Genomic DNA, 25,779 nt, shown 5'->3' with positions numbered 1-25,779 from the left:
AAGATGCCTCAATATCACAACTTAGCCCGGCACACGCAAGCACCAACAAGGCGGCAGCCGCAACTTTTGCCCAAAAAAGCACAGCAAAACAAAAAAGGGCCCCAAGGCCCCCTTTTGACATCTTTTTGTCATCCACTCCTGCTCTTCTTCGCCTGCTTTGCGCCCGCTTGCTACCGCGACGTCAGGGCGAGCCGGATCAGAGCAAAACTGGCTCGGCGCATCTGACCGCCGCCACCGCAGCAAGCCTGGCAGCAATCTCGGTAAAATCTGGGCGCGCCGCTACCTCCTCGGCAAGACAGTCATCCACCAGCACATGCAGGGCATCCAGCCTGTCATCCCAGGGGGCACAGCGGGCCAGCAGCTCTTCCAGCAGGCAGCCGAAGGCCCTCACTTCCAGTCGCTCCAGCAAGCCGGCCAGCTCACCGTCGGTTCGCTCGTAACAGGAGGCGGCACCGAAATCCCCGAGCAGCAACCGCCCCTCATCTTGCAAGGAGTGCAGCATGTTGTGGGCGTAGAGATCGCCGTGCAGGATGCCGCGCCCGTGCAGATGCAGCGCGGCGCTCGCCACCCCCTGCGCCATGGCCAGCAGCGCAGCCGGGGTAAAGCGGACATCGGCCGGGTAGATGTCACGTGTACAGGAGTCCAGGCTCGGCGGCCCCGCCAGGTTGATAAAATCAGGGTCTATCAGCGCCATCACCAGCGCCGGAATGCCGGAGGGGTGATCGCCCACCCGCCCCTCGACCCCGACCAGATGGGGATGACGACCGGCCGCCAGCGACACCGCCAGCTCGCAGCGGGGCAGCCCATCACTGGTCACGGCCCCCTTGAAGCACTTGACCGCTACCGCCCGCGGCCCCGCCGGCGTTGCCAGCTCGGCGCGATGGATGACACCGGATGCCCCCTGCCCCAGCAGCTCGCCCACCTTGAGTTCAGCCCACGGGATGTCGGCCACCGAGGCGCACTGACCCAGCCGCTGCTCCTGCCTGTCGCTGAAGGGGTTGCCTGCATACGCCAGCCAGGCAAGGCGCGGCAGCCTCACCAGCCAATGCGGGAGCGCGTCGAGCCGGTTGGCGGCGATGCGCACCAGCTCCAGACGCTGGCAGTTGGCCAGGGTTGCCGGCAGCTCGCGCAGGCGGTTGCCCGAGAGCATCAGCTTTTGCAGGGCCTCGCACTGACCCAGCTCATCGGGCAGCTGCTCGATGGCGTTGTCGGTCAGGATCAACCAGCGCAGCCCCGCCGGCAGCGACTTGGCGGGAACCGTGCCGATCCGGTTGGCCTTGAAGCCCATCATGGTGAGCGCCGGGCAGCGTCCCAGCACTTCGGGCAGCTCGGTAAAGCGGTTCTCGGAGCAGAAAATGATGCGCAGCTTGCTAAACCCGGCCAGCTCGTCGGGCAGCCGACTCAACTGGTTGCCAGTGAGATCCAGCACCTCCAGCGTCTCTTTGAGAGCCAGGATCTCGGGCGGGAACTCCGTCAGGTTTTCGGCGAGTTTGAGGTGGCGAGCGCCGCAGAGTTCACCTGCGCGCAGCTGTTCCAGGGTATGCATGACATCGTCTCTATCGGGGTGGCCGGCTCGCGGCCAACGGCGCTGTCGGTATGGACCCGCAGTCAAACCGGCAGTCAAAAAAGAGGGGGCATTATAGAGAATGACGGCCGAAGATCCCCTGTTTTGTTGCCGCGAGGCTCTGCACCAGCGCACGGTGCCGTGATAGGGGGGCAAAGAGAGCAAGATCCGGGTCGTGTCTGCGAGGGCCGGTTGCCATAGTGGAGCCGAACCAGAGTGGGGTCGAGCCTATTGAGGGTCGAATCCATTACCAACCCTGTGCGCCCGCACAACACACCTGCGAGGGAACTGCCATGTCATTACTGTCCAACAAGGTCGCCATCATCACCGGCGCCAGCTCCGGCATCGGCCGCGCCAGCGCCATCCTGTTTGCCCGGGAAGGAGCCAGCGTCGTCGTCGGCGCCCGCCGCCAGCCCGAGCTGGATCTGCTGGTAGAGGAGATCCGCCACGAGGGGGGACAGGCGGTGAGCCTGGCGGGGGATGTGAAAAGCGAATCTTACGCCCGCGCCCTGGTGGATCTCGCGCTGACCCGTTTCGGCGGGCTCGATATCGCCTTCAACAACGCCGGCACCACGGGGACACCGGGCAGCGTGCCGGCGCTTGAACTGGCGCAGTGGCAAGAGACCCTGGATACCAACCTCACCAGCGCCTTTGTGGGGGCCAAGTACCAGATCCCCGCCATGCAGGCACGCGGCGGTGGCTCGCTTATCTTTACCTCCACCTTCGTCGGCCATACCTTGGGGTTACCCGGCATGGCGGCCTATGCCGCGAGCAAGGCCGGCCTCATCGGCCTGACCCAGGTGCTGGCCGCCGAATATGGGGCACAAGGGGTGCGGGTCAACGCCCTGCTGCCGGGGGGCACCGACACCCCCATGGGACGGGCCTTTACCAATACGCCGGAGAGTCTCGCCTTTGTGCAGAATATGCATGCCCTCAAACGGCTGGCCCAACCGGAGGAGATCGCCCGCTCGGCCCTTTATCTCGCGTCCGATGCATCCAGCTTTACCACCGGCATTGCCCTGCTGGCCGATGGTGGGGTATCTATTTGTCGCACATGACCTTGTCGCACCCAACACCCTGCGGCAGCCAACTTATCGTGAGAGCGCCTTATGTCCGATTACGCCCGCATCGCCGATGCCATCCGTTTTATCGCAAGCCAGGTGACGCGCCAGCCCACTCTGGACGAGATAGCGGCGCACGTTCACTTGAGCCCCTTTCACTTCCAGCGGCTGTTCAGCCGCTGGGCCGGGGTGACGCCCAAACGCTATCTGCAGGTACTGACCCTGGAGCGGGCCAAGGCGCTGCTGCAGGAGTCGCGCCCGCTGCTGGAGGTGGCCGATACCCTGGGCCTTAGCAGCGGCTCGCGGCTCTACGATCACTTTGTGCAGCTCGAAGCGGTGACGCCGGGCGAGTACAAGCAGCGCGGGGCCGGGCTGGTCATCGATCACGGGGTGCACGACACCCCCTTCGGTCAGGCATTCGTCGCCCTGACCCCGCGGGGGGTATGCAACTTCTCGTTTCTCGATGACCAGGCCCCACAGACGCCGCTGAGCGCCCTCGCCCAGAGCTGGCCAGAGGCAAAACTGAGGGAGGCGCCATCACGCACCCGGGGGGTCATCCACACCATGTTCGACAGCAGCAAGGCACCGGATCGCCCCATCTCCTTGCACGTGAGCGGTACCAACTTTCAGATCAGCGTCTGGCGGGCGCTGCTGCAGATCCCCCCCGCCAAGGTGGTGAGCTACGCCCAGGTGGCGAGCGCCGTCGGCAACCCCAAGGCCGCCCGCGCCGTGGGGCTGGCGGTGGGCGCCAACCCCGTCGCCTTCATGATCCCCTGCCACAGAGTCATCCAGCAAAACGGCAGGCTCGGCGGCTATCACTGGGGCGAGACCCGCAAACAGGCGATACACGCCTGGGAAGCGGCGAGGTATGAGTGAGATAAGGTCTGTGTTGCCTCGGCCTGAGAGGGAAAGCATAGCCAACCTGGCTACGATGCAACACACATCAGACTATATCTAATTAGCCACTCAGCAATATAGAGATAGTAGATAGAGGTTAACTACGACTGGAAACTGATGACGATTGATACCTTCTTCACGGAAATGCCCAAGGATATTTGCAACATATATATAAAATCTATTATAGAGACAATATTTGGAGAGACGCGCTAGTGTAACAATGACATACATGCTTAAACAACTATATCAGCCACACGATTGTCAGCAAAGATAATTTGAAGGCAGGGCACTCTATATTATATTCAGAAGAAGATTGAGACTAACGCCAAACAAACCGCGCTCTACCACAGAATAAAAAAACACCGGTTTTAGGCCGGCGTCAGGTGATAAGCAGGTCTGTACAAACTAGGTTTGCATATGATATAAAAAATATTTTTCAGCTTATTCAACAATATCGCTTCTACTTATCATAATCAATCCGTCATTTAAATTATCAAGTTCTTTATCTTTCTTGAAATCATAGTCTGCATATGTAAAATAGAATGTACGACAATATGAAAAGTCACTGAACTCAAACTCCCAAAAATCATCTTCTAAATAATTTTTACCTTTTATAAGACTTGCAACTTTATCATAAAAAACAAACTCTTCATTGTTATGAACATCAAAAAAACTATTCAATTCAAAGTCACATAGAAATTGAATTTTACATTTCCCTGTCAGCTCCAAAAAATTTGCATCCTCATCAATGTTGACACAGAAATCAGATAGTGTTGATATCTTTTTTCTAATATTTTTTGGCTGAAAAAGCGTATCCCCATAAATTTCATCATTTATTATTGACTCACCCAATATAGCATCACCAATCAAGTCTGCTAGCTTCTGAGTATCTTTAATCAAATCATTATGATTCTTTAATTTTAAGTTTTTAGAGAACTCACTTAATATTAAATCAACTTTAGATGTAACGTATACATTTTCTAACTCACATTCTCTTTCTATATGCGGCATTCTATCGTTTATATTTTTTGCGTTGCCATTAAGGAAGTCAGATAGATTTTTCGTATAGATAATAACACTTTCATCCGGAGACGTTTTTCCCTGAAGATTTTTAATAGAACATAAAATAAGATAGTCTTTATAACCTTTTTCAGAACATTTATCTTTTCCAAAAGGCAATGTCCTTTTATATATTTTATTAACGACATCCTGATGGGAAACATTTGGGTAATCAATTAACTCAATATTGTTATTTTTAATAAATAGATCTAAGGCTGTCTTGTAATAAACTGACATCTTCGATAATGAATTTAAAATATTTTCGGTTTCAAACTTTGTCTTCTTTATATCAACTAAAACATTTTTATATTTTAGAAGACTTGACTTCAATGAATTATGACATTCGTTAATATCTTTCGAGTAGTTACCTATACATTCATCATATACAACTTTAGGCAAGCATAATTTAGCTCCAAAAAAGTCTTTCATTTTTATGAGTTGAATTAAATCCTCAGAGTCAAAATTATAATTTTTAATTAATATATTAGCATCTAATACAATATATTTTATTTTCATTCCATTCTCTTTAAATAATATAATGGTACGCTGTGAAAAATTAAGAATATTCGCAAGGCTGTTGTCCGTAACAATACCTCACAATGATATATTGTGACGCCAATTCAGATATTTACAAAGTCCCTCTAAATCTGGAAACAAGGTATGACTATTTATACCATGTCTGTCTAACGCCTTGAGCATTGTTCCTCTGGTGTCTTCTGGAACATTAATTTCAAAAATATAATTTCTTATCTTTTTATTTTTTTCGAGTGCAACAAATATTTCACTTTCCGAGGAATACTTATGACATGTGAACCATCCATGCTGTGCAATAATACGAGGATTGTTCAATGTTGGTCTGAATACTCTTGTAGGCCCTGCATTGAAAGGCCCTTTTTTAGCACTCTGTAAAAATTTATCAGCATACAGAACATATACATATACATCCCCTTCTCTAGGGTCTGAACAAGCAAACCACAAAGCAGCTAAAGGGTTACTCGACCAATCCAACAAACGGGTTCTTAATCCAAAGTGCTGAGCCACCACAAGTAAATCCCAATCTGATATCTGGTCATTAGATATCAATCCTCCCCCCATTCTTCTGAGCTCCTTTAGTGTTTCTTTTTCAGATTCAGTTGTATTTTTTGTCGGATCATCTCTACAAACACTGGGCAGAAGGTTACCTTGGACCGATTGCCCTCTGAATAATATTAATTCCGAATCTTCTGCAAGCCCTTCAAGCGCATATATATAGTCGGAAAAACTATTGACTTTTTTCGATATCATGTATTTTCCTAAGCGCTTAAGCGTTCTTGTAAAGAAGATGATAGTAATATAATCGTAAAACCATCCGAATGACTCTGCTTCATCCTTATTCCCTCCCCAAAAGCTCATTTTAAGCTATAAATATTACCGAACTGTCACTGGTATCTGAATGTATTCGCTTAACTTCTCTTTTTTATCTACTTTACTGCTGTATAAAAACAGTTGAGGAATTAGCCATGGGCAGCTCTACCAAGCTACGTCTACGTGAACAAATCTGGACAGTAATTCTCTTGCATCGCCACAATATCCACTCGATCCGCTCACGTTCAGCTTACCCGCACCACTCGGATAACGGTCAAGCTACCGCCAGTTTGCTGCCTTTAACCCACGCTGTGTATCTGGTCTGATTTATAGGTGACTCCAGAGAGGCAATACCCATACGGATATCATAACGAGCAAGGCCGATAAGAAAAAGTGTGAGATAGCAGTTTCCTGAGCAAGATCAAAAAATTAACCAGCAAGTACAAATACTGACCTCATAGCAGCGCTACCGGATCGTAGATAAAGAAAAGACGCCCTAAGGCGTCTTTCTTATTGCTGGTTGTTGGAGCCAATCGGTTGGGCGATTTTCTCTCCCCGCCTAGCCCCACAATCTAATCAGATCGGGGTGATGGAGGTGATATGGGCCGAGCCATCCAGGGACTGGAAGATCTGCACCACGGCTTCTCCGTGGATCGGGTTGGGCAGCGGCACCGTGGTTTTGCATTTGAAACGGTAGTTGGTGCCGGCGACGACCTGGGTGGAGACTTCAAAGGGGGTGTACTGCACCCCGACAAATCCTTCCAACGCCTGGTTGAATACGGCCTGATCTTTAGCGCTCAGCTTGTGGTAGGCAGTCCATCCGCCCAACAACACTGCTTGTTCTGACATAACAAACCCTCCGTGATCTCTTGTCCCTACTCGTTTGGCTGTTCGGGTTCCGCCCCGTTTATTCAAGTGGTGTCCGGACTCCACCGGGGGCCACACCAGATTTGGTATGTCCGGTGTCGACAGTGCACATGAAGGCATTGCTGTCGTCACCCTCCCCTGCTGCCACGACCCTCGCCTCACAGCATCGGTCTCAATTGGCATGGCTGAGCCTAGTGCGAGATCCATAAAACACCCCCTGTCATATCTGACAGAGGCAGGGAGGCGAGAAAGCGGCTAGCGAGGGGAAAAATGAGGCGCAAACGATTGGAAAAAGAAAAGACGCCGCAAGGGCGTCTTTTTTACATTTTTATGCTTGAAGGGCGAAAGGGCGTTAGCCGCTTATTCCCATTCGATGGTTGCGGGCGGCTTGCCGGAGACGTCGTACACCACGCGGGAGATACCGTTGATCTCGTTGATGATGCGATTCGACACGTGACCGAGGAAGTCGTACGGCAGGTGGGCCCAGTGGGCGGTCATGAAGTCGATGGTCTCGACCGCGCGCAGGGCAATGACCCAGTCATATTTGCGGCCATCGCCCATGACGCCGACGGAGCGCACCGGCAGGAACACGGCGAACGCCTGGCTGACCTGGTTGTAGAGGTCGGCTTTGCGCAGCTCTTCGATAAAGACCGCATCGGCGCGGCGCAAGATATCGCAGTACTCTTTCTTCACTTCGCCAAGCACCCGTACGCCCAGGCCCGGACCCGGGAAGGGGTGACGGTAGAGCATGTCGTAGGGCAGGCCGAGTTCGAGGCCGACACGGCGCACTTCGTCCTTGAACAGTTCGCGCAGCGGCTCCACCAGACCCATCTTCATCTCTTCCGGCAGGCCGCCGACGTTGTGGTGGGACTTGATGACGTGGGCCTTGCCGGTCTTGCTGGCAGCCGATTCGATGACGTCCGGGTAGATGGTGCCTTGTGCCAGCCACTTGGCGTTTTTCAGCTTTTTCGCTTCATCGTCAAACACTTCAACGAAGACGCGGCCGATGATCTTGCGCTTGGCTTCCGGTTCATCTTCACCGGCAAGGGCGGAGAGGAAGCGCTCTTCGGCATCGACCTTGACGATGTTCAGGCCGAAGTGGTCACCAAACATCTCCATCACCTGGGTGCCTTCGTTCAGGCGCAGCAGACCGTTGTCGACGAAGACGCAGGTCAGGCGATCGCCGATGGCACGGTGCACCAGCATGGCGACCACGGAGGAGTCCACACCGCCGGAGAGGCCCAGGATCACTTCATCGTCACCCACCTGTTCGCGGATGCGGGCAACGGCGTCGTCGATGATGGTGGCCGGGGTCCACAGGCATTCGCAGCCGCAGATGTCCTTGACGAAGTGCTCCAGCATGCGGGCACCCTGACGGGTGTGGGTCACTTCCGGGTGGAATTGCACGCCGTAGAAACGCTTGGCCTCGTTGGCCATGGCGGCGTGCGGGCAGGTGGCGGTCTGGGCGATGGTGGTGAAGTCGGCCGGGATGGTGGTGACCTTGTCGCCGTGGCTCATCCACACATCCAGCAGTGCATTGCCGTTGTCGGCAATGGCATCTTCGATGTTGCGCAAGAGAGCACTGGTCTTGCCGGCGTTGCCCAGCACTTCCACCTTGGCGTAACCGAACTCACGCTCGGTGGAGGATTGCACCTTGCCACCCAGCTGCTCGGCCATGGTCTGCATGCCGTAGCAGATGCCAAACACCGGCACACCGGCGTTGAACACGTACTCGGGGGCGCGCGGGCTGCCCGCTTCAGTGACAGACTCGGGGCCGCCGGAGAGGATGATGCCGCTCGGATTGAATTCGCGGATCTGCTCTTCGGTCACATCCCAGGCCCACAGTTCGCAGTAGACGCCGATTTCGCGCACGCGGCGGGCGATCAGCTGGGTGTACTGGGAACCGAAGTCGAGGATAAGGATACGGTGCTGGTGAATGTCTTTAGTCATTTTATTCCTGCATCAGGCTGCTGTTGTCACAAAAAGCACGGGATAAAAAAGGGGTGGAGAAACGGGGCCGCAGCCCCGTTTTATCAGCCCATCCGGTAGTTGGGGGCTTCTTTGGTAATGGTCACGTCGTGGACGTGGGACTCTTTCATCCCGGCGCCCGAGATGCGCACGAATTCGGCCTTGGTGCGCATGTCGTCGATGGTGGCGCTGCCGGTCAGCCCCATGGAGGAGCGCAGGCCACCCATCTGTTGGTGGATGATCTCTTTGAGGCGGCCCTTGTACGGCACGCGCCCTTCGATCCCTTCCGGCACCAGCTTGTCGGCGGCGTTGTCAGTCTGGAAGTAGCGGTCGCTGGAGCCCTTGGACATTGCGCCGAGGGACCCCATGCCACGGTAGGACTTGAAGGAGCGGCCCTGGTAGAGCTCGATCTCGCCCGGTGCCTCTTCGGTACCGGCGAACATGGAGCCCACCATGACGCAGCTGGCGCCCGCGGCGATGGCCTTGGCCACGTCACCGGAGAAGCGGATGCCGCCATCGGCAATCACCGGAATACCGGTGCCTTCCAGCGCGTCGACGGCGTCGGAGATGGCGGTGATCTGGGGCACGCCCACGCCGGTCACGATACGGGTAGTACAGATGGAGCCCGGGCCGATACCGACCTTGACGGCGTTGACGCCGGCAGCGGCCAGCGCCTTGGCGCCCGCGGCAGTCGCGACGTTGCCGCCGATGATCTGCAGATCAGGGTAGGCTTCGCGGGTGGCCTTGATGCGATCCAGCACACCCTGGGAGTGGCCGTGGGAGGAGTCGATCAGCAGCACGTCCACACCGGCTTCTACCAGGGCGGCGACGCGCTCTTCGTTGCCGGCACCGGCACCGACCGCTGCACCCACCCGCAGACGACCCTTGTCATCTTTACAGGCGTTCGGCTTGCGCTCGGCTTTCTGGAAGTCCTTGACGGTGATCATGCCCTTGAGTTTGAAGTCGGCGTTGACCACCAGCACCTTCTCGATACGGTGCTTCTGCATCAGGCCAACCACCTCTTCACGAGGCGCCCCTTCACGCACGGTGACCAGACGATCCTTCTGGGTCATGATCTGTTCGACAGTCTGGGAGAGATCGGTCACGAAGCGCACGTCACGACCGGTGATGATGCCCACCAGCTGGTTGCCTTCGGTCACCACCGGATAGCCGGCGAAACCGTTCTTGTGGCTCAGCTCCTTGATCTGGGCGATGGTCAGGTCAGGACGTACGGTGACGGGGTCGGTGACCACGCCGCTCTCGTACTTCTTGACCTTGCGCACTTCTGCAGCCTGCTGCTCGATGGACATGTTCTTGTGGATAAAGCCGATACCGCCTTCCTGGGCCAGTGCGATAGCCAGACGGGCCTCGGTCACTGTGTCCATGGCAGCGGAGATCATGGGGATGTTCAGGCTGATGGCAGAGGTCAGCTTGGTACGCAGATCGGCAGTATTGGGAAGAACTTCGGAGTGGGCGGGAACCAACAGTACATCGTCGAAGGTTAACGCTTCTTTGGCAATCCTGAGCATGGCAATATCTCACCGTTGAGGAAGTGGGGGTGTAAAATATTGCCGACGAAGTTTACTCACGCATTGGTCACTGGTAAAGAAGTTTTTTGAATTTTTTATGGCGTTTTGACCTTTTAAGCCGCCAAGACGCTAAAAACCCAACAATTTTCGTCATAAAACGGCCGTTTGCAGGCAAAAGAGTTGCCTCATTGCGGTTTTATGCAAAAAAGCCCCCGTTTAATTTTTTCAGGTAGCCCCGCAACCCCTCCCCCGTCACAGACCCGTTGGCACCTGTCGAGCTCCCTCGCCAACCGGGTCACTCGCCTCTGGCAAGTTCGTCAACAACTAAGCAGAGCTGCGCCGTATCCGAACTGGTTCACCCGGGTTGGCACGTTCAGCTAAGTGACCTTTTCACGGCGCGGGTTTGCTTTGAGCCGGCGCCTGCGTATCATGATTAACATTCTGAATTGAAATGGAATTTCATGATGAATCACGGACACCCGCAAGGACGCATGGCCATAACTCTGGCGGCACTGGGGGTCGTCTATGGCGATCTCGGCACCAGCCCGCTCTATGCCCTCAAGGAGAGCTTCGCCGGACACCTGGGCCTGCAACCCACGCCGGCGGGGATCCTCTCCATCGTCTCCCTCTTCTTCTGGACCATCATGATCGTGGTCTCATTCAAATATGTGTTGCTGGTGCTTCGGGCCGACGACAAGGGAGAAGGGGGGATCCTCACCCTCGCCTCGCTGGCCTCCCGCCGCCTCCCGGCCAGGTCGCGCGCCCTGCTCATGATGCTGGGTCTGGTCGGCGTGGGGCTGTTTATCGGGGATGCGGTGATCACCCCCGCCATCTCGGTGCTCTCGGCGGTCGAAGGGCTGCAGGTGATCACCCCGGAGCTGGCGCCCTTCGTGCTGCCCATCACCCTCACCGTACTGGTGATCCTGTTCGGGGCCCAGCATTACGGCACCGCCGGCATCGGCCGCCTGTTCGGCCCGGTCATGCTGCTCTGGTTCGGAGTGTTGGCGGCGCTCGGCGCCTATGAGATCGGGCAGAATCCCGCCATTTTGCAGGCCATCAACCCGCTCTACGCCCTCGATTTCATGGCCAGCCGACCGGGGGTCGCCTTCATCACCCTGGGGGCGGTCGTGCTCTGCGTCACCGGCACGGAGGCGCTCTACGCCGACATGGGCCACTTTGGCCGTGGCGCCATCCGGCTGGCCTGGGGCTCCCTGGTGATGCCGGCCCTGCTGCTCAACTACTTCGGCCAGGGGGCCCTGCTGCTGCGCAATCCCGCCGCCATCGAAAATCCCTTCTACCTGCTCGCCCCCTCCTGGCTGGCCTTTCCCCTGTTGATCCTCGCCACCCTGGCCACCGTCATCGCCTCTCAGGCGGTGATCTCGGGCACCTACTCGGTGGTGCGCCAGGCCATTTTGCTCGGCTACCTGCCGCGCCAGGAGATCCGCCACACCTCGGAGCACGAGATAGGCCAGATCTACCTGCCGCTGGTGAACTGGCTGCTGCTGGGGGGCATCGTCATCGTCATCCTCTGGTTCCAGAGCTCAAGCAACCTGGCGGCCGCCTACGGCATCGCGGTGACCGGCACCATGGCACTGACCACCCTGCTGTTGATGATGGTGGCCGCCCGCCGCTGGAAGTGGTCACGCTGGCTGATTGCGCTGGTATGCGCGCCGCTGCTGCTGGTCGATCTCACCTTCTTTGCCGCCAATACCACCAAGTTTCTGGCCGGTGGCTGGCTCCCCATCCTGTTCGCGCTGCTGGCCATCCTGGTGATGACCACCTGGAAGCGCGGACGGGAGCTAGTGCTCGACAAGCTGGAACACAAGTCACTGGCGCTGAAAGGGTTTGTCGACAACATGCAGGCAGACCCGCCACTGCAGGTACCCGGCACCGCCGTGTTTCTCTCCAAGTCGGTGCAGGTGGTGCCCCACGCCATGCTGCACAACCTCAAACACAACAAGATCCTGCACGAACGGGTCATTTTCCTGACCGTTCAGATCAAGGACGAGCCCTGGCTCTCCTTCAAGGAGCGCATCGAGCTCACCCATCTTGGCGAGGGGTTCTGGCAGGTGGTCGCCCACTTTGGCTACAAGGAGGTGCCCTCCATGGAGGAGATCTTCCAGGCCTGCGCCCAGGAGGATCTGAAAGTCACCATGGCCAAGACCTCCTTCTTCCTCTCCCACGAGCACCTGGTCAGCACCGATCTGCCCGGCATGGCGCGCTGGCGGGAGGGCCTGTTCGTCTGGATGAACCGCAACTCCCTCAAGGCCACCGACTTCTTTCATATTCCCGCCAACCGGGTGGTGGAGCTCGGGGTATTGCTGGAGCTGTAACCCGCTGCCACCACTCATTACCAGAAGGCGGCGTTGCAACCTGTGAGGTGGCAAAGGGGCCCAGTATCGATGCTTATCCCCAGGTTTTTCATCCTGTTACGATTAAAACACGATTGATAATAGTTATTGTTTGATGAGCTATTCGTCGGGCAAGCTTGCGGCTTCGGCGCCGGTTAGGGCGCCTTCACACCAGCCGTTTGAGTATGAATATGAAGACTCGTCAGGGAGCCCAGTGATGGATGCCTGCAGCCCGAGACCAACACTGCCCGCCAACGATCCCGACGCCGCCCGTCTCGTTTGCCTTGCCATCGCGATCGCCCTGCATCTTGCCGCCTTCTGGTGGCTCTATGCGCACCAGCCTGCGCCCATCACCCCGCCCTTGCCGCTGACCCTGTCGGCCCGCTGGGTCGGCGAAGCTGCAACCAATGACGCTCCTGCCAAGGCGGCCCCCGCCCCTGCTACCACAACGCAGCAAATACAAAAAGTGCAGCAAAAGGCCAGGCCGTTGCCACTACCCAAAAAACCGCCGCTCAAGCCAGTCAAAAAGAGCGTCAAGCCGCTTAAACACCGCACCCCGCCGGTGCAGCCCGCCAAGGTCATGCCGGTGAGCAGTCCGCAACCGCCGGTCACCTCGCCCGCCCCTGCGACGGCAGAGGCGGCAGCAACGGCCGCACAGGCAAGCGGCGAAAGTGCCAGTCAGCGTCCTGCCCACAAGGCTGGCGGCGGTGCCGGCAACAGCGCCCCCATCGTCCGCGATGCACGGCTCAACAACCCCGAGCCCCAATACCCCTATGAGTCGAGACGACGGGGAGAAGAGGGGCGGGTCATCCTCAATGTGCGGGTGACCGCCGAGGGCACCGCCGCCTCGGTGGAGGTGGCCAAGAGCAGCGGCTATCGGCGGCTGGACATGACGGCCCGCAAAACTGTCAGCCACTGGAAATTCATTCCTGCCAGACAGAACAACCTGGCCGTCGAGGCCTCGGCAAAAGTCACCATCATTTTCAAATTAAGGGCTTGAACATGGATCCTGAAATCGCAAGCAACGGCATGGGCATCGCCCACCTGCTCAGCCAGAACAGCGGCGTGGGGCTGATCCCCTTCATCCTGCTGGTACTGATGTCCCTTGGCACCTGTTATTACGCCCTGCTCAAGGGCTATCTCGCACAGCGGGAACTACGCCTCAACGCCCGCTTCGTCGCCGATTTCTGGCAACACGACAGCGTGCAAGAGATGGAGCGCCAGCTGGCCCACCTGCCGCCGCAGGAAGCCTATGGCCGGCTGACCGGCGCCGCGCTGGCGGCCGTGGCTCAGCTGAACCGGGCCGAGAAACGTGCGGTCAGTTGCAAACTGGGCTCGCCGGATGAATATCTGCTGCGCGCCATGCGCCGGGCCATCACCCAGGAGCGGGTGCGGCTGGAACAGGGACTGGCCTTCCTTGCCTCGGTGGGCTCGGCGGCCCCCTTCATCGGGCTGTTTGGCACCGTCTGGGGCATCTACCACGCCCTGCTGGCCATCGGCGCCGCCGGCCAGAGCAGTCTGGACAAGGTCGCCGGCCCCGTGGGCGAGGCGCTGATCATGACCGGCTTCGGCCTCGCGGTCGCCCTGCCGGCCGTGCTCATCTACAACTTCTTCGTGCGGCGCAATCGCCTCAGGCTCGCGGCGCTGGAGGAGTTTGGCCACGATCTGTTCACCCTGCTGGTAACCGGCTGCGAGCAGGTCGCTACCACCAAGGTCACTCCGCTGATGGAGCGGAAAACCAGAGAGGGGCGCGGCTGATGGCATTTGGTAAACTGTCGGACGAAGGGGACGATCAACCCCTCTCCGAGATCAACATGATCCCGATGATCGACGTCATGCTGGTGCTGCTCATCGTCTTCATGATCACCGCCCCACTGCTCACCAACGCGGTCAAGCTCGAGCTGCCAGAGGCCAGCAGCCAGCTCAACCAGCCAGACAAGCAGGACATCAATCTTGCCATCGATGGTGCCGGCAAGATCTACTGGAACGATCAGGAGGTCGATGAGACCGCCCTGCTCGCCAGAATGGAGAGCGCCGGCCAGGCCGAGGGGGAGCTGCCCGAGATCCAGCTGCGCATCGATCGCAAGGTGGAGTACGGCATCATCGCCAGGGTGATGGCGCAGGCCTCCCAGCACGGCCTGCACAAGATTGCCTTCGTGAGCCAGCCGGAGCCGTAACGCTCCCGTCACCCACACGCCAGTACGCCAAGGCATGGATGCCCTGCTGCCATCCTGGCAGTTGCCAGCACAGGCACCTTGTCGGCATCATGCCGATGCAGCGCCAATATTGGCCACCATCACCGCAAGGACGACACCATGAAACCTGCCGATTATGGGCGCCTGCTTCTGCTGGCCGCCATCTGGGGCGCCAGCTTCCTGTTCATGCGCATCGCCGCCCCGGCATTCGGCGCCGTCAACACCACCTTCCTGCGGGTCCTGTTCGCCCTCATCGGGCTTGCCGTCATGCTTCTGCTGCTGCGCGCCCCCATGGGGTTTCAGGGCAAGCTCAAGTCCGCCATGCTGCTCGGCGTCATCAACTCCGCCATTCCGTTTCTGATGTACGCCATCGCCGCCCTCTGGCTGCCGGCCGGCTACTCCGCCATTCTCAACGCCACCACGCCGCTGATGGGGGCCCTCATCGGCTTTTCCTGCTTCAACGAGCGCCTTGAGAGGCGCAAGTGGCTGGGGGTGGTATTGGGGGTGATCGGGATCAGCCTCATCACCACCACCGGCGAGGTGAGTGCCGGTGGGCATCTGCTGCCCGGGGTGCTGGCCTGCCTGTTTGCCACCGCCTGCTACGGCCTCGCCGGCTTTCTCACCCGCAGCTGGATCACCCATCGCGGCGGGCTCGATGCCAAGCTGGTGGCCTTTGGCAGCCAGCTGGGTGCCAGCCTGTTCCTGCTGCCCTTTTTCGCTTACCAATTGGCGGCCGGCCCCGCGGTCGACTGGGCCGTGCCCACCGCCTGGGCCAGCGTGCTGGCGGTCGGCGTGGTCTGCACCGCCCTCGCCTATCTGCTCTATTTTCGACTGATCGCCGATATCGGCCCGCTGCGCAGTCTCACCGTCACCTTCCTGATTCCCCCCTTCGGCATCTTGTGGGGCGCGCTGGTGCTGGGCGAGACCTTGAGCCAGGGCTTCGTGCTGGGGGGCCTGGTCGTCTGCCTCTCGGTCTGGCTGGTGACCAGCCAGGCCAGTCCCCCGGCCGTTCAGGCCCGGGCGCAGCCTCAGGATCCGGACGCACGCTGAACCCGACAGGGCCAGCGCTGCTCGGCGTTAGCCGCGAACTGCGTTAAGATAGCGCCATTGTTTTATGCCCCCGCCCCCAAGGCGGGGCACAGAGTGCAGGACCAGCCTTGAACTACCGCAACGAACCGAGTCAAAGCAGACAACAGCAGGTCTTTACCGTCACCCGCCTCAACAGCGCCGTGCGCATGATCCTGGAGCAGGATCTGGGGCTGGTGTGGTTGACCGGCGAGCTCTCCAACCTGGCGATGCCAAGCTCCGGCCACTGGTACTTCTCCCTCAAGGACATGTCGGCCCAGGTGCGCTGCGCCATGTTCAAGGGCAACAACCGGCGGGTGGCGTTTCGCCCGCAGGATGGCATGCAGGTGCTGGTGCAGGCGCGGGTCTCGCTTTATGAGCCACGCGGCGATTACCAGCTGATCATCGAGTCGATGCAGCCGGCGGGCGACGGCGTGCTGGCGCTGCGCTTTGAGGAGCTCAAGCGCCGCCTTGGCGCCGAGGGGCTGTTTGACGAGGGGCGCAAGCGGCCGCTGCCGCGCGAACCGCGCGCGGTGGGCCTCATCACCTCCGCCACCGGTGCCGCCCTCCATGACATGCTGACCGTGCTCAAACGCCGCGCGCCGGATCTGCCGGTGTTTATCTACCCGACCCAGGTGCAAGGCAGCGCCGCCATCGGCCAGATCGTCTCTGCCATTGCCTTGGCCAACCGCCGCGCCGAGGTGGATGTGCTGATCGTCGGGCGCGGCGGCGGTTCGCTCGAAGATCTCTGGTGCTTCAACGAAGAGGCGGTGGCGCGCGCCATCGCCCACTCCGCCATCCCGGTGGTGAGCGCGGTAGGCCACGAGGTGGACGTCACCATCAGCGACTTTGCCGCCGACTTGCGCGCCCCGACCCCGTCGGCGGCGGCCGAGCTGGTGGCGCCGGATCAGAGCGCCCGTGCCCAGCGCCTCGCCCATCTCAAGCAGCAACTGCTGCAGGCCATGAACCGCCAGCAGACCGCTGCCCGCCACGATTTCATCCTGCTGCAAAAGCGGCTCGACCATCAGGATCCGAAGCGGCGGCTGGAGCAGCAATCCCAGCGCCTCGACGAGCTCTCCGCCCGCTTGCAGCAGCTGATGAACCACAAACTGCATCAGGGGGAGCGGCGCCTCGCCAACCTGGAGCTGCGCCTGCAGGGCAAGAGCCCGGAGCGCTTGCTGGCCGCCGGCAAGCGCCGCCACCAGCTGGCCGAGGAGCGCCTTCATGCCCTCATCGCCAAGCGCCGGGATCTGGCCGACCACCGCCTCGCCATGCTCAGCGCCCGCCTCGACGGGGTGAGCCCGCTCGCCACCCTGGGCCGTGGCTACTCCATCACCCGCACCCAAAGCGGTGAGGTGATCAGCCGCGCCGCCCAGGTCGATGCCGGCCAGACGCTGGTCACCCAGCTTGCAGAGGGACAGCTGCGGGTGCGGGTGGAAGAGGTCCACCAGCCATAACGCACAAGGGGGCACATCAGGTGCCCCCTTGTTTATCATCCTCTCTTTGTCAGGCCCGCTCGGCCAGCACACTCACACCAGCGAGTGGCGCACCGCCTGCGCCGGATCGGCTGGCGCCGTACCCGACCCCGCCAGCGGGTTGAGCTGCAAGTATTCAAACAGCCCGGCCTGCAGATTGACGTTCCAGAAACGCCCCGCCAAGGTGAGCTCAAGCCGTGCCTCGCTCAGCGTCGCCAGCCCATGCAGCTGCCAGGCCTCGAACAAGGGTTGCAGATGTGCCCGCAGCGGCGTCGGCAAGCGGGCCAGCGCTAGCCAGCCGCTGTCGAGCGCACCGCGCAGCAGACCATCGAGGCGGCCATTGGGATTGCGCCCCATCACCATGCCGGGGGCCCGCAGATCCGCCGCCAGCGCCTCATGCCAGAGCGCCAGATCCCGGCCATACATGAGGCCGTGCCCATGCACGTTGCCGCCAGCCCCGGCCCCGAAGGGGAGGATCTCGGCGCCGCGCTTAGCCATCTGGTTGTAGCGGCTCTGCTCGGCCTCACCGCGCCGCCAGTGGCTGCAGGAGAGCCGCTGCCAGCCCCCCTGTTCCAGCATCTGGGCGCCATAGGCATACATGGTAGCCCGCTGCTGGCCGTCGGCGGCCCAACCGAGCTTGCCCTTCGCCTCGGCACGGGCCAGATGGGTGCCGGCCATGGCGATGAGCTGATAGAGATCCACCCCGTGCACCCCGCTCGCCATCACATCCGCGATGTCCTGACGCCACACCGCATCATCTTGGCCCGGCAGGCCGAAGATGAGATCGGCCACGATCACGGCGTCGTCGTGACGGGTCAGCTCCACTAGCCGGGTCAGCAGGGTCTCCCTATCGTCGAAGCGGGCCGCCGCCTGGCGCACCTCGGTATCAAAGCTCTGCACCCCGAACGAGAAGCGGTTGAAGCCGCCCGCCAGCGCACTGTGCCATTTAGCATCATCAAAACCGTTGAGGCGCCCCTCCAGGGTCACCTCCGCATCCGAAGTCAAAGGAAAACGACGGATGGCGGCGGCCAGCATCGCCAGCTCGTCGGCGCTCATGTCCGTCGGTGTGCCGCCCCCCACATAGACGGCCGAGAAGGGGCGGCTCTGGGTGAAGGGGGTCTCGGCCGCCTTGGCAAGCGCGCCGCAGAGCGCGTTGACATAACGGGTGATACGGGCCGGATTGGCGCCATTTTCAAAGAAGTTGCAGAAGCTGCAGCGCTTGCGGCAAAACGGGATGTGGATATAGAGCGCCCGTTCGTCCGCCTCGCTCTCGCGGCGCCACCAGGCTTGCCAGTCGGCATGGTCGAGGGTGAACGGACGCACGCCGCCGCGACTGGCGTGGGCCGAGGTCTTGGCGCCAAAGGCGAACTTGAGGGGATCCGGGGTGGCAAGACCTGTCATGGTCGGGGTCAGCAGTGGTGTCATCGCAGGCAGGCTATCGAGTGAAATAATGCAAATGATAACCACTATCAATAAGCGCCAAGTTTGTGCTGGATCAACTCAATGACGAACAACCCTCGTTTGCTACGCACCATTAACCTCCATCATGGATCCAGTTAACAGTTAATTTACTCAAGATGAGGTAGGGTGAGCCGATAGAGAACCATCTCCCCCGTTCTGATGAGCAAACGGGGGAGAGTCATCAACCATTGACGATCGCTCACCTGCGCATGGACCTGCCAACGATGCAAAATCTGTCTCTGAACTGGAAAATCTTTCTCCCCCTCGCCCTGGTCATCGGCTGCACCTTCGCCCTCAGCTTCGAGCTCTCCGCCTGGCTGCAACGGGATCTCGCCATCCGGCTGGCGGGTGAAAAGGTGGAGAGCGCCGCCAACACCTATATGGATCAGCTCAACGTGCTGATGATGACAGGGGCCATCGCCAACCGCCAGATCGTGCAGACCAAGCTCAAGAGCGAGGCCGGCATCGTCGAGGCCCGCCTGATCCGCGCCCCGGCAGTGACCAGCCTGTTCGGCCCAGGCCATCCGGATCAGCAGGTTGAAGACAAGCTGGACGAGCGCGCCATCCAGCAGGGCGAGACCATTCTCGAGCAGCAGGGCAACCAGCTCACCCTGATCAAGCCCTTCAAGGCCTACAAGGAGTACCGCGGTACCCAGTGCACCACCTGCCATCAGGTGGCGGAAGGTACCGTCATGGGGGCGGTGCGCATCAGTTACGATCTCAGCCACACCTTTGGCGAGATCCATCGCAACAACCTGATCCTGAGCGGCAGCCTGGTGGCGGTGTTCGGGCTGGGCTTCGGCCTGCTGGGCTGGGTGCTGCAACGCTACATCAAGCGGCCGGTACGCCATCTGCAGCTGGCCATGACTCGCATGGCCAAGGAGCGGGATCTCTCTCTCCCCCTGATCAATCCCAACCGGGATGAGCTGGGCGAGATGACCCGCGCCGTCAGCGACATGGTGCAGGGGTTTCGCCACAGCCTGCAGGAGGTGGAGAGCGCCACCCACCAGCTCTATCAGGAGTCCAACCAGATCCGCCAGGTGGCGACCCAGACCGAAGGCTCGGCCCGCCAGCAGGAGAGCATGACGGTACAGGTGGCCGCCGCCGTGAGCGAGCTGGCCGCCAGCTCCCACGAGGTGCGCGAACACGCCCGCAAGAGCGCCGAGCTCTCCGCCCTCACCAACCAGGATGCGGCCAACACCAGTCGCCTTGCCCAGCACTCCATCAACGACATGGGCGAGATGTCGGCGGAGATCGAGCGGGTCGACAGGGTGATCCAGCAGCTCGACAATCGCTGCCTGGCGGTCGACGGGGTGCTGGAAGTGATCAAGGGGATCGCGGATCAGACCAACCTGCTGGCCCTCAATGCCGCCATCGAGGCGGCCCGGGCTGGCGAGCAGGGCCGCGGCTTTGCGGTGGTGGCTGACGAGGTGCGCGCCCTCTCCAACCGCAGCCGCGCTGCCAGCGAGGAGATCTCCCAGATGATCGCCGCCCTGCAGAACGAGGCCCAGAGCGCGGTGTCGGTGATCGGGGATGCTAAGGCCAAGGCGGACGAGAGCATCCACAAGACAGAGGCGACCCTGGCCGCCATGCAGAATATCATCGGCCGCATCAGCAGCATCAACGATCTCAACGCCCAGATGGCGCAGTCCGCCGAGGAGCAGGACAGGGTCTGCAGCGAGGTGGACGGCTCGGTGAGCGACATTCGCAACACCTCCAACGACACCCTGGGCCAGGCTCACGCCGCCAATCTCGCCAGCGTCCAGCTGGTGGAGCAATGCCGCAAGCTCGAGCAGCTGCTCAAGACCTACCGCTGGTGATCATGCCTGCCGCCCGCTGTGGCCAATAAAAAGCGCGACCCAGGGTCGCGCTTTTGTTTTATGTGTCGTAGCTCAGGCGCGCCACGCGGCGCACTCAGAACGGGATCAGCGAGGCCAGGATCAGCCTGCGTTGCGGGTGGCTACCGCATCGGCCAGATTGCGCAGCAGGGTCTCGGTGTCAGCCCAGCCGATGCAGGCATCTGTGATGCTCTGACCGAAGGTGAGTTCGCACCCTTCCACCAGATCCTGACGCCCCTCCACCAGGTGGCTCTCCACCATGACGCCGAACACCGCCTTGCTGCCGGCACGCAGCTGACCGGCCACGTCCTCGGCCACCAGCATCTGGTTCTTGAACTGCTTGCTGCTGTTGGCGTGGCTGAAGTCGATCATCACCTTCTGCGGCAGACCGGCCTTGTCCAGCCCCTTCACCACCTCGTCCACGTGAGCGGCGCTGTAGTTCGGCTCACGGCCGCCGCGCAGGATGATGTGGCAGTCCGGGTTGCCCCGGGTCGCAACGATGGCGGAGTGGCCGTATTTAGTCACCGACAGGAAGTGGTGCGGCGCGCTGGCGGCGCCGATGGCATCGATGGCCACCTTGATGGTGCCGTCGGTGCCGTTCTTGAAGCCCACAGGGCAGGAGAGACCGGAGGCCAGCTCGCGGTGCACCTGGGATTCGGTGGTACGGGCTCCGATGGCGCCCCAGCTCATCAGATCCGCCACGTATTGCGGGGTGATCATGTCGAGGAACTCGGAGGCGGTCGGCAGCCCCATGTCGTTGAGATCCAGCAGCAGCTTGCGACCGATGCGCAGGCCGTCGTTGATCTGGCAACTGTTGTCGAGGTAAGGGTCGTTGATCAGCCCCTTCCAGCCCACCGTGGTGCGCGGCTTCTCGAAATAGACCCGCATCACGATCTCCAGCTGGCCCTTGAGTTCGTCACGCAGCACCTTGAGGCGCTTGCCGTACTCCAGCGCGGCGGCCGGGTCGTGAATGGAACAGGGGCCGATCACCACCAGCAGGCGCTGATCTTCACCGGCCAGGATCTGATGGATGGCCTGACGGGATTCAAAGACGGTATTGGATGCGACCTCGGTGGCCGGAAACTTCTCAAGCACCGCAACCGGGGGTAATAACTCTTTGATTTCACTAATACGAACGTCGTCGGTTTGATGCTGCATGACAAGGCTTCCTGCTAGATGACTGCGATAAAGAAACTTCAATCTAGCCCGCACAAGCAGCGGTGTAAATAGAAAATTACATTATTGGATAAGGAATTTTCTTAACCTACCTTGCAAGTTTGAATAATGCTGCTAGGCGAGGATAAAGAGAGGGGGGGTAGCAGAGCGGGACAGCCCAAAGAAACAGGCCCGCAGCGAGGCGGGCCTGGTTGACTCATGCACGCTGGCTGATGCTGGCCAGCTTGTCAAAGTAGTCCGGGAAGGTCTTGGAGGTACAACCCGGATCATTGATGGTGACGGCAGTATCGGACAGCGCCACCAGCGAGAAGCACATGGCGATGCGGTGGTCGTTGTAGGTATCGATGGCCGCATGCTTGAGCTGCGCTGGCGGGGTGACAGTGATGAAGTCACGCCCCTCCTCTACCTCGACGCCCAGCTTGCGCAGCTCGGTCGCCATGGCGTGCAGGCGGTCGGTCTCCTTCACCCGCCAGTTGTAGATGTTGCGAATGGAGGTGGGCCCCTCGGCGAACAGCGCGGCCACGGCGATGGTCATGGCCGCATCGGGGATGTGGTTCATGTCCATGTCGATGCCGTGCAGCGGCGCCTGCTCGGCCTCGATGAAGTCATCGCCCCAGGTGATGCGGGCGCCCATCTTCTCCAGCACGTCGGCGAAGTGGATATCGCCCTGAATGCTGTGCTTGCCGATGCCGGTGACCCGTACCTTGCCCTTGATGGCGCCCGCCGCGAGGAAGTAGGAGGCGCTGGAGGCATCCCCTTCCACCAGGAAGTCGCCCGGGCTGACGTAGCTCTGGTTGCCCTTGATGTAGAACAGCTTGTAGTTGTCGTGCTCGATGACCACCCCGAACTGCTTCATGATGTGCAGGGTGATGTCGATGTAGGGCTTGGAGACCAGCTCCCCCTTGATGTGGATGCGGGTGTCGCCCGCCGCCATGGGCGCCGCCATCAAAAACGCCGTCAGGAACTGGCTGGAGACGGAGCCGTCGACATGGACATCACCGCCCCACAGCCCCTTGGCATCCACCACCAGCGGCGGATAGCCGTCTTTCTTCAGGTACTGGATATGGGCGCCCGCTTCGCGCAGGGCATCCACCAGATGGCCGATGGGACGCTCTTCCATGCGCGGTTCCCCGCCCAGGGTGTATTCGCCGGAGCCCAGACACAGCGCGGCGCACAGCGGTCGCATGGCGGTGCCGGCGTTGCCGAGGAACAGATTGACCGGCTCCTTCACCGCGAAGCTGCGACCCAGACCGTGCACGGTGCACTCGGTCTTGTCGGCGGAGAGCTTGTACTTGACCCCGAGCTGGGTCAGCGCCGCCAGCATGTGACGAATGTCATCGCTGTCGAGCAGGTTGGTAAGCCGGGTGGTGCCACGGGCCAGGGCTGCCAGCAGCAGGGCCCGGTTGGACACGCTCTTGGAGCCGGGCAGATTGACCTCACCGGCCACACGAGAAATGGGTTCCAAACGCAACGAATTCATAGACTTCCTGTACGATCTCAAAAAATTGACCTGACCGGACGTTAGCAGCCCGCGCCCTGCTCGGCAAGACTGCACGTGGCACAAAAGCGGGCCGTGGGGGCAGCCGGTCCGGCATCAGGGAAAAAACAGACGCCGGGGAGTCCCCGGCGTCGGCAATCGGGGAAAAACGCCTCAGCCGTGGCGCTTGGCAAAGCCGTCCATAAAGCTGACCAGCGCCTTCACCCCTTCCAGCGGCATGGCATTGTAGAGGCTGGCGCGCATGCCGCCGACAATGCGGTGTCCCTTGAGCGCCAGCAGGCCGGCGGCTTCTGATTCGGCCAGGAACAACTTGTCCAGCTCGGCATTTTTCAGCTGGAACGGGATGTTCATCCGCGAACGGCAGCTGGCATCCACCTGGTTGCCATAGAAGCTCGACTGATCGAGATAGCCATAGAGGAAATCGGCCTTCTCCTTGTTGCGCGCTTCCATCGCCTCGAGGCCACCCTGTTCTTTTAGCCACTCGAACACCAGCCCGGCCAGATACCAGGCGTAGGTGGGCGGGGTGTTGAACATGGAGTCGTTCTTGGCGGTGAGCTGGTAGTCGAAGATCGACGGCACATCGGCGCGGGCCTGGTTCAGCAGATCGTCGCGCACGATGGCGATGGCCAGCCCAGAGGGGCCGATATTCTTCTGGGCGCCGGCATAGATGATGCCGAAGCGACTCACGTCGATGGGACGGGAGAGAATGGTGGAAGAGAGATCCGCCACCAGCGGCACATCGCCGGTGGCAGGGATGTCGAACATCTCGATGCCGTCGATGGTTTCGTTCGGGCAGTAGTGCACATAGGCCGCATCGGCGCGAAACGCCGGGGTCGGCAGCAGGTGAGAGATCCCCTGCTCGTTCTTGGCAACACCCTGGAAGGTCTGGATATCGCCATACTTTTTGGCCTCATCCACCGCGCTCTGGGACCAGACCCCGGTCAGCAGGAAGTCGGCCTTTTTGTTGGCGCCGCCGAGCAGGTTCATGGGCACCGCAGAGAACTGGCCACGGCCGCCGCCGTGCATGAACAGCACCTTGTAGTTGTCCGGCACCGCCAGCAGCTCGCGCAGATCCGCTTCGGCCTTCTCGACGACCGCCATGTAGGGCTTGCCGCGGTGGGAGAGCTCCATGACCGAGGCTCCCAGCCCCTGGAAATTACAAAATTCGCGCTGGGCGCGCTCCATGACTTCGACCGGCAACATGGCGGGGCCGGCGCAGAAGTTGTAAATCTGTTTGCTCATGACGCTTTCCGTGAGTGGATGAGTGTGATCGGGGACTTGTCTGGTTTTACACAAGTGCAGCCCCCGGATCAAAGTCTTTTTGGGAGCTGGCTCAACCTTTTGCCGACCCGCCGCCAGTGCTCTTGGCAGAAAAAAGCCCTGAACGGGTCAGGGCTTGCAGAGAACATGCGTGGAAATGGGCGCCTGCCGGTGCTCAATGCCCCAGGCCCCCTTTTTTCACCAGGTTACAGCTTGGCGGTGAGCTCCGGCAGCAAGGTGAAGAGATCCCCCACCAGCCCGTAGTCGGCCACCTGGAAGATGGGGGCCTCGCTGTCTTTGTTGATGGCGACGATCACCTTCGACTCCTTCATCCCCGCCAGATGCTGGATAGCGCCCGAGATGCCGACCGCGATATAGAGCTCGGGGGCCACCACCTTGCCGGTCTGACCCACCTGCAGATCGTTGGCGACAAAGCCCGCATCCACCGCCGCCCGCGAGGCGCCCACCGCACCGCCCAGCTTGTCGGCCAGCGCCTCGATCAGGGCAAACTGCGCCTTGGAGCCCAGCGCCCGCCCGCCGGAGACCACCACCCGCGCCGCCGCGAGATCGGGTCTGGCGGAACGCACGGCGCGCCGCTCGATGAGGCGGGTACGGCAGGCCACCTCGCTCACCGGCAACCGATCTACCTCTGCCTGGCCGCCGCTCGCCGCCTTGGCGAAGGCGGTAGGCCGGATGGTGAGCACCTTGATGGGGGCGCTGCTCGCCACCCGGGCAATGGCGTTGCCCGCGTAGATGGGGCGCAGGAAGGTGTCGCCGCTCTCGATGCCGGTTACCTCGGAGAGCATCTCTACCCCGAGTCTGGCCGCCACCCGTGGCAGCAGATCCTTGCCCTGGGTGCTGGCGGCCATCAGGCAGTGCTGATAATCCCGTGCGATGTGGGCCAAGAGCGGATCGACCCCGTCGCTCAGCCCCTCCGCCAGCATGGGGTGCTCGGCCAGCAGCACCCGATTCACCCCCTGCAGGGCGGCGGCCTGCTCACCCGCCTCGGTCAGCCCCTGCCCCAGCAACAGCAGATGCACTTCGCCGCCCAGCTGGCCCCCAGCGGTGACCAGACGGGCCACGTTGTCGGCCAACTGGCCCTGATGATGTTCGGCAATGATCAATACGCTCATGACTGCCCCTTGCTATCGTCCGTTGATGTCCCTGCCTG

At 60.2% G+C, this 25,779-nt stretch carries 20 protein-coding genes; 9 read left to right on the top strand and 11 right to left on the bottom strand.

Annotated features, from left to right (window positions below):
- Window positions 1-196 precede the first annotated feature (196 nt).
- Window positions 197-1,546, bottom strand: coding sequence for a leucine-rich repeat-containing protein kinase family protein (locus I6L33_RS14380; protein ID WP_216972763.1), 1,350 nt, complete (start codon window positions 1,544-1,546; stop codon window positions 197-199).
- 311 nt (window positions 1,547-1,857) lie between these two features.
- Here I6L33_RS14380 and I6L33_RS14375 point away from each other — a divergent pair, with 311 nt between their 5' ends.
- Both I6L33_RS14375 and I6L33_RS14370 read left to right on the top strand, forming a co-directional pair.
- Window positions 1,858-2,622, top strand: coding sequence for an SDR family oxidoreductase (locus tag I6L33_RS14375; protein WP_216972762.1), 765 nt, complete (start codon window positions 1,858-1,860; stop codon window positions 2,620-2,622).
- Between the two features lie 51 nt (window positions 2,623-2,673).
- Complete coding sequence (locus tag I6L33_RS14370) at window positions 2,674-3,501, top strand: bifunctional transcriptional activator/DNA repair enzyme AdaA (protein ID WP_216972761.1); 828 nt, start codon at window positions 2,674-2,676, stop codon at window positions 3,499-3,501.
- Between the two features lie 462 nt (window positions 3,502-3,963).
- Here the strand turns inward: I6L33_RS14370 and I6L33_RS14365 are convergent, their stop codons facing one another.
- The 5 genes from I6L33_RS14365 to guaB all read right to left on the bottom strand — a co-directional run bounded on the left by I6L33_RS14365 (window position 3,964) and on the right by guaB (window position 10,289).
- Window positions 3,964-5,097 carry a PIN domain-containing protein gene (locus I6L33_RS14365; protein WP_216972760.1) on the bottom strand — a complete coding sequence of 378 codons (1,134 nt, stop codon included), beginning with the start codon at window positions 5,095-5,097 and terminating at the stop codon, window positions 3,964-3,966.
- Between the two features lie 78 nt (window positions 5,098-5,175).
- The gene (locus I6L33_RS14360; protein ID WP_216972759.1) at window positions 5,176-5,865 is read right to left on the bottom strand and encodes an FRG domain-containing protein; all 690 of its coding nucleotides are present in this window, start codon (window positions 5,863-5,865) and stop codon (window positions 5,176-5,178) included.
- A 636-nt stretch (window positions 5,866-6,501) separates the two neighbouring features.
- Window positions 6,502-6,774 (bottom strand): hypothetical protein, encoded by a 273-nt coding sequence (locus tag I6L33_RS14355; RefSeq protein WP_010633780.1) that lies wholly within the window; start codon window positions 6,772-6,774, stop codon window positions 6,502-6,504.
- A 378-nt stretch (window positions 6,775-7,152) separates the two neighbouring features.
- Window positions 7,153-8,742, bottom strand: coding sequence for a glutamine-hydrolyzing GMP synthase (gene guaA / locus I6L33_RS14350; protein ID WP_017781381.1), 1,590 nt, complete (start codon window positions 8,740-8,742; stop codon window positions 7,153-7,155).
- 83 nt (window positions 8,743-8,825) lie between these two features.
- Window positions 8,826-10,289 (bottom strand): IMP dehydrogenase, encoded by a 1,464-nt coding sequence (gene guaB / locus I6L33_RS14345; RefSeq protein ID WP_005301581.1) that lies wholly within the window; start codon window positions 10,287-10,289, stop codon window positions 8,826-8,828.
- 464 nt (window positions 10,290-10,753) lie between these two features.
- Here guaB and I6L33_RS14340 point away from each other — a divergent pair, with 464 nt between their 5' ends.
- The 6 genes from I6L33_RS14340 (at window position 10,754) to xseA (ending at window position 17,357) form a co-directional block, all read left to right on the top strand.
- Window positions 10,754-12,622, top strand: coding sequence for a potassium transporter Kup (locus tag I6L33_RS14340; protein ID WP_367948489.1), 1,869 nt, complete (start codon window positions 10,754-10,756; stop codon window positions 12,620-12,622).
- A 235-nt stretch (window positions 12,623-12,857) separates the two neighbouring features.
- The gene (locus I6L33_RS14335; RefSeq protein ID WP_216972757.1) at window positions 12,858-13,640 is read left to right on the top strand and encodes an energy transducer TonB; all 783 of its coding nucleotides are present in this window, start codon (window positions 12,858-12,860) and stop codon (window positions 13,638-13,640) included.
- Between the two features lie 2 nt (window positions 13,641-13,642).
- Complete coding sequence (locus tag I6L33_RS14330) at window positions 13,643-14,398, top strand: MotA/TolQ/ExbB proton channel family protein (RefSeq protein WP_216972756.1); 756 nt, start codon at window positions 13,643-13,645, stop codon at window positions 14,396-14,398.
- Entirely contained in the window at window positions 14,398-14,817 is a 420-nt protein-coding gene (locus I6L33_RS14325) for a biopolymer transporter ExbD (protein WP_216972755.1), read from the top strand. The genes I6L33_RS14330 and I6L33_RS14325 overlap by 1 nt, the downstream gene beginning before the upstream one ends.
- 138 nt (window positions 14,818-14,955) lie before the next feature.
- Window positions 14,956-15,885: a DMT family transporter gene (locus tag I6L33_RS14320; protein WP_216972754.1), complete on the top strand. Its 930-nt coding sequence runs from the start codon at window positions 14,956-14,958 to the stop codon at window positions 15,883-15,885.
- 107 nt (window positions 15,886-15,992) lie between these two features.
- The gene (xseA, locus tag I6L33_RS14315; protein ID WP_017779637.1) at window positions 15,993-17,357 is read left to right on the top strand and encodes an exodeoxyribonuclease VII large subunit; all 1,365 of its coding nucleotides are present in this window, start codon (window positions 15,993-15,995) and stop codon (window positions 17,355-17,357) included.
- A gap of 72 nt (window positions 17,358-17,429) precedes the next feature.
- Here xseA and hutW read toward each other — a convergent pair whose 3' ends face one another.
- Entirely contained in the window at window positions 17,430-18,800 is a 1,371-nt protein-coding gene (gene hutW / locus I6L33_RS14310; protein ID WP_216972753.1) for a heme anaerobic degradation radical SAM methyltransferase ChuW/HutW, read from the bottom strand.
- 260 nt (window positions 18,801-19,060) lie between these two features.
- On the opposite strand from hutW, the gene I6L33_RS14305 reads away from it, so the two are divergent.
- Entirely contained in the window at window positions 19,061-20,656 is a 1,596-nt protein-coding gene (locus I6L33_RS14305; RefSeq protein ID WP_216972752.1) for a methyl-accepting chemotaxis protein, read from the top strand.
- 120 nt (window positions 20,657-20,776) lie between these two features.
- On the opposite strand, the gene aroG is transcribed toward I6L33_RS14305, so the two are convergent.
- From aroG to I6L33_RS14285, 4 genes are all read right to left on the bottom strand, one after another.
- Complete coding sequence (aroG, locus tag I6L33_RS14300; protein ID WP_017765809.1) at window positions 20,777-21,832, bottom strand: 3-deoxy-7-phosphoheptulonate synthase AroG; 1,056 nt, start codon at window positions 21,830-21,832, stop codon at window positions 20,777-20,779.
- Between the two features lie 214 nt (window positions 21,833-22,046).
- Window positions 22,047-23,330, bottom strand: coding sequence for a 3-phosphoshikimate 1-carboxyvinyltransferase (aroA, locus tag I6L33_RS14295; protein ID WP_010633771.1), 1,284 nt, complete (start codon window positions 23,328-23,330; stop codon window positions 22,047-22,049).
- 171 nt (window positions 23,331-23,501) lie between these two features.
- Window positions 23,502-24,590 carry a 3-phosphoserine/phosphohydroxythreonine transaminase gene (gene serC / locus I6L33_RS14290; protein WP_216972751.1) on the bottom strand — a complete coding sequence of 363 codons (1,089 nt, stop codon included), beginning with the start codon at window positions 24,588-24,590 and terminating at the stop codon, window positions 23,502-23,504.
- A gap of 224 nt (window positions 24,591-24,814) precedes the next feature.
- Complete coding sequence (locus I6L33_RS14285; protein WP_216972750.1) at window positions 24,815-25,741, bottom strand: electron transfer flavoprotein subunit alpha/FixB family protein; 927 nt, start codon at window positions 25,739-25,741, stop codon at window positions 24,815-24,817.
- Window positions 25,742-25,779 lie beyond the last annotated feature (38 nt).

Origin of the sequence: Aeromonas sp. FDAARGOS 1403 (assembly GCF_019047325.1) — a bacterium.
GTDB lineage: Bacteria > Pseudomonadota > Gammaproteobacteria > Enterobacterales > Aeromonadaceae > Aeromonas > Aeromonas dhakensis.
The sequence above is the reverse complement of the archived record's forward strand: the minus strand, read 5'-3'. Positions and strand labels throughout refer to the sequence as shown.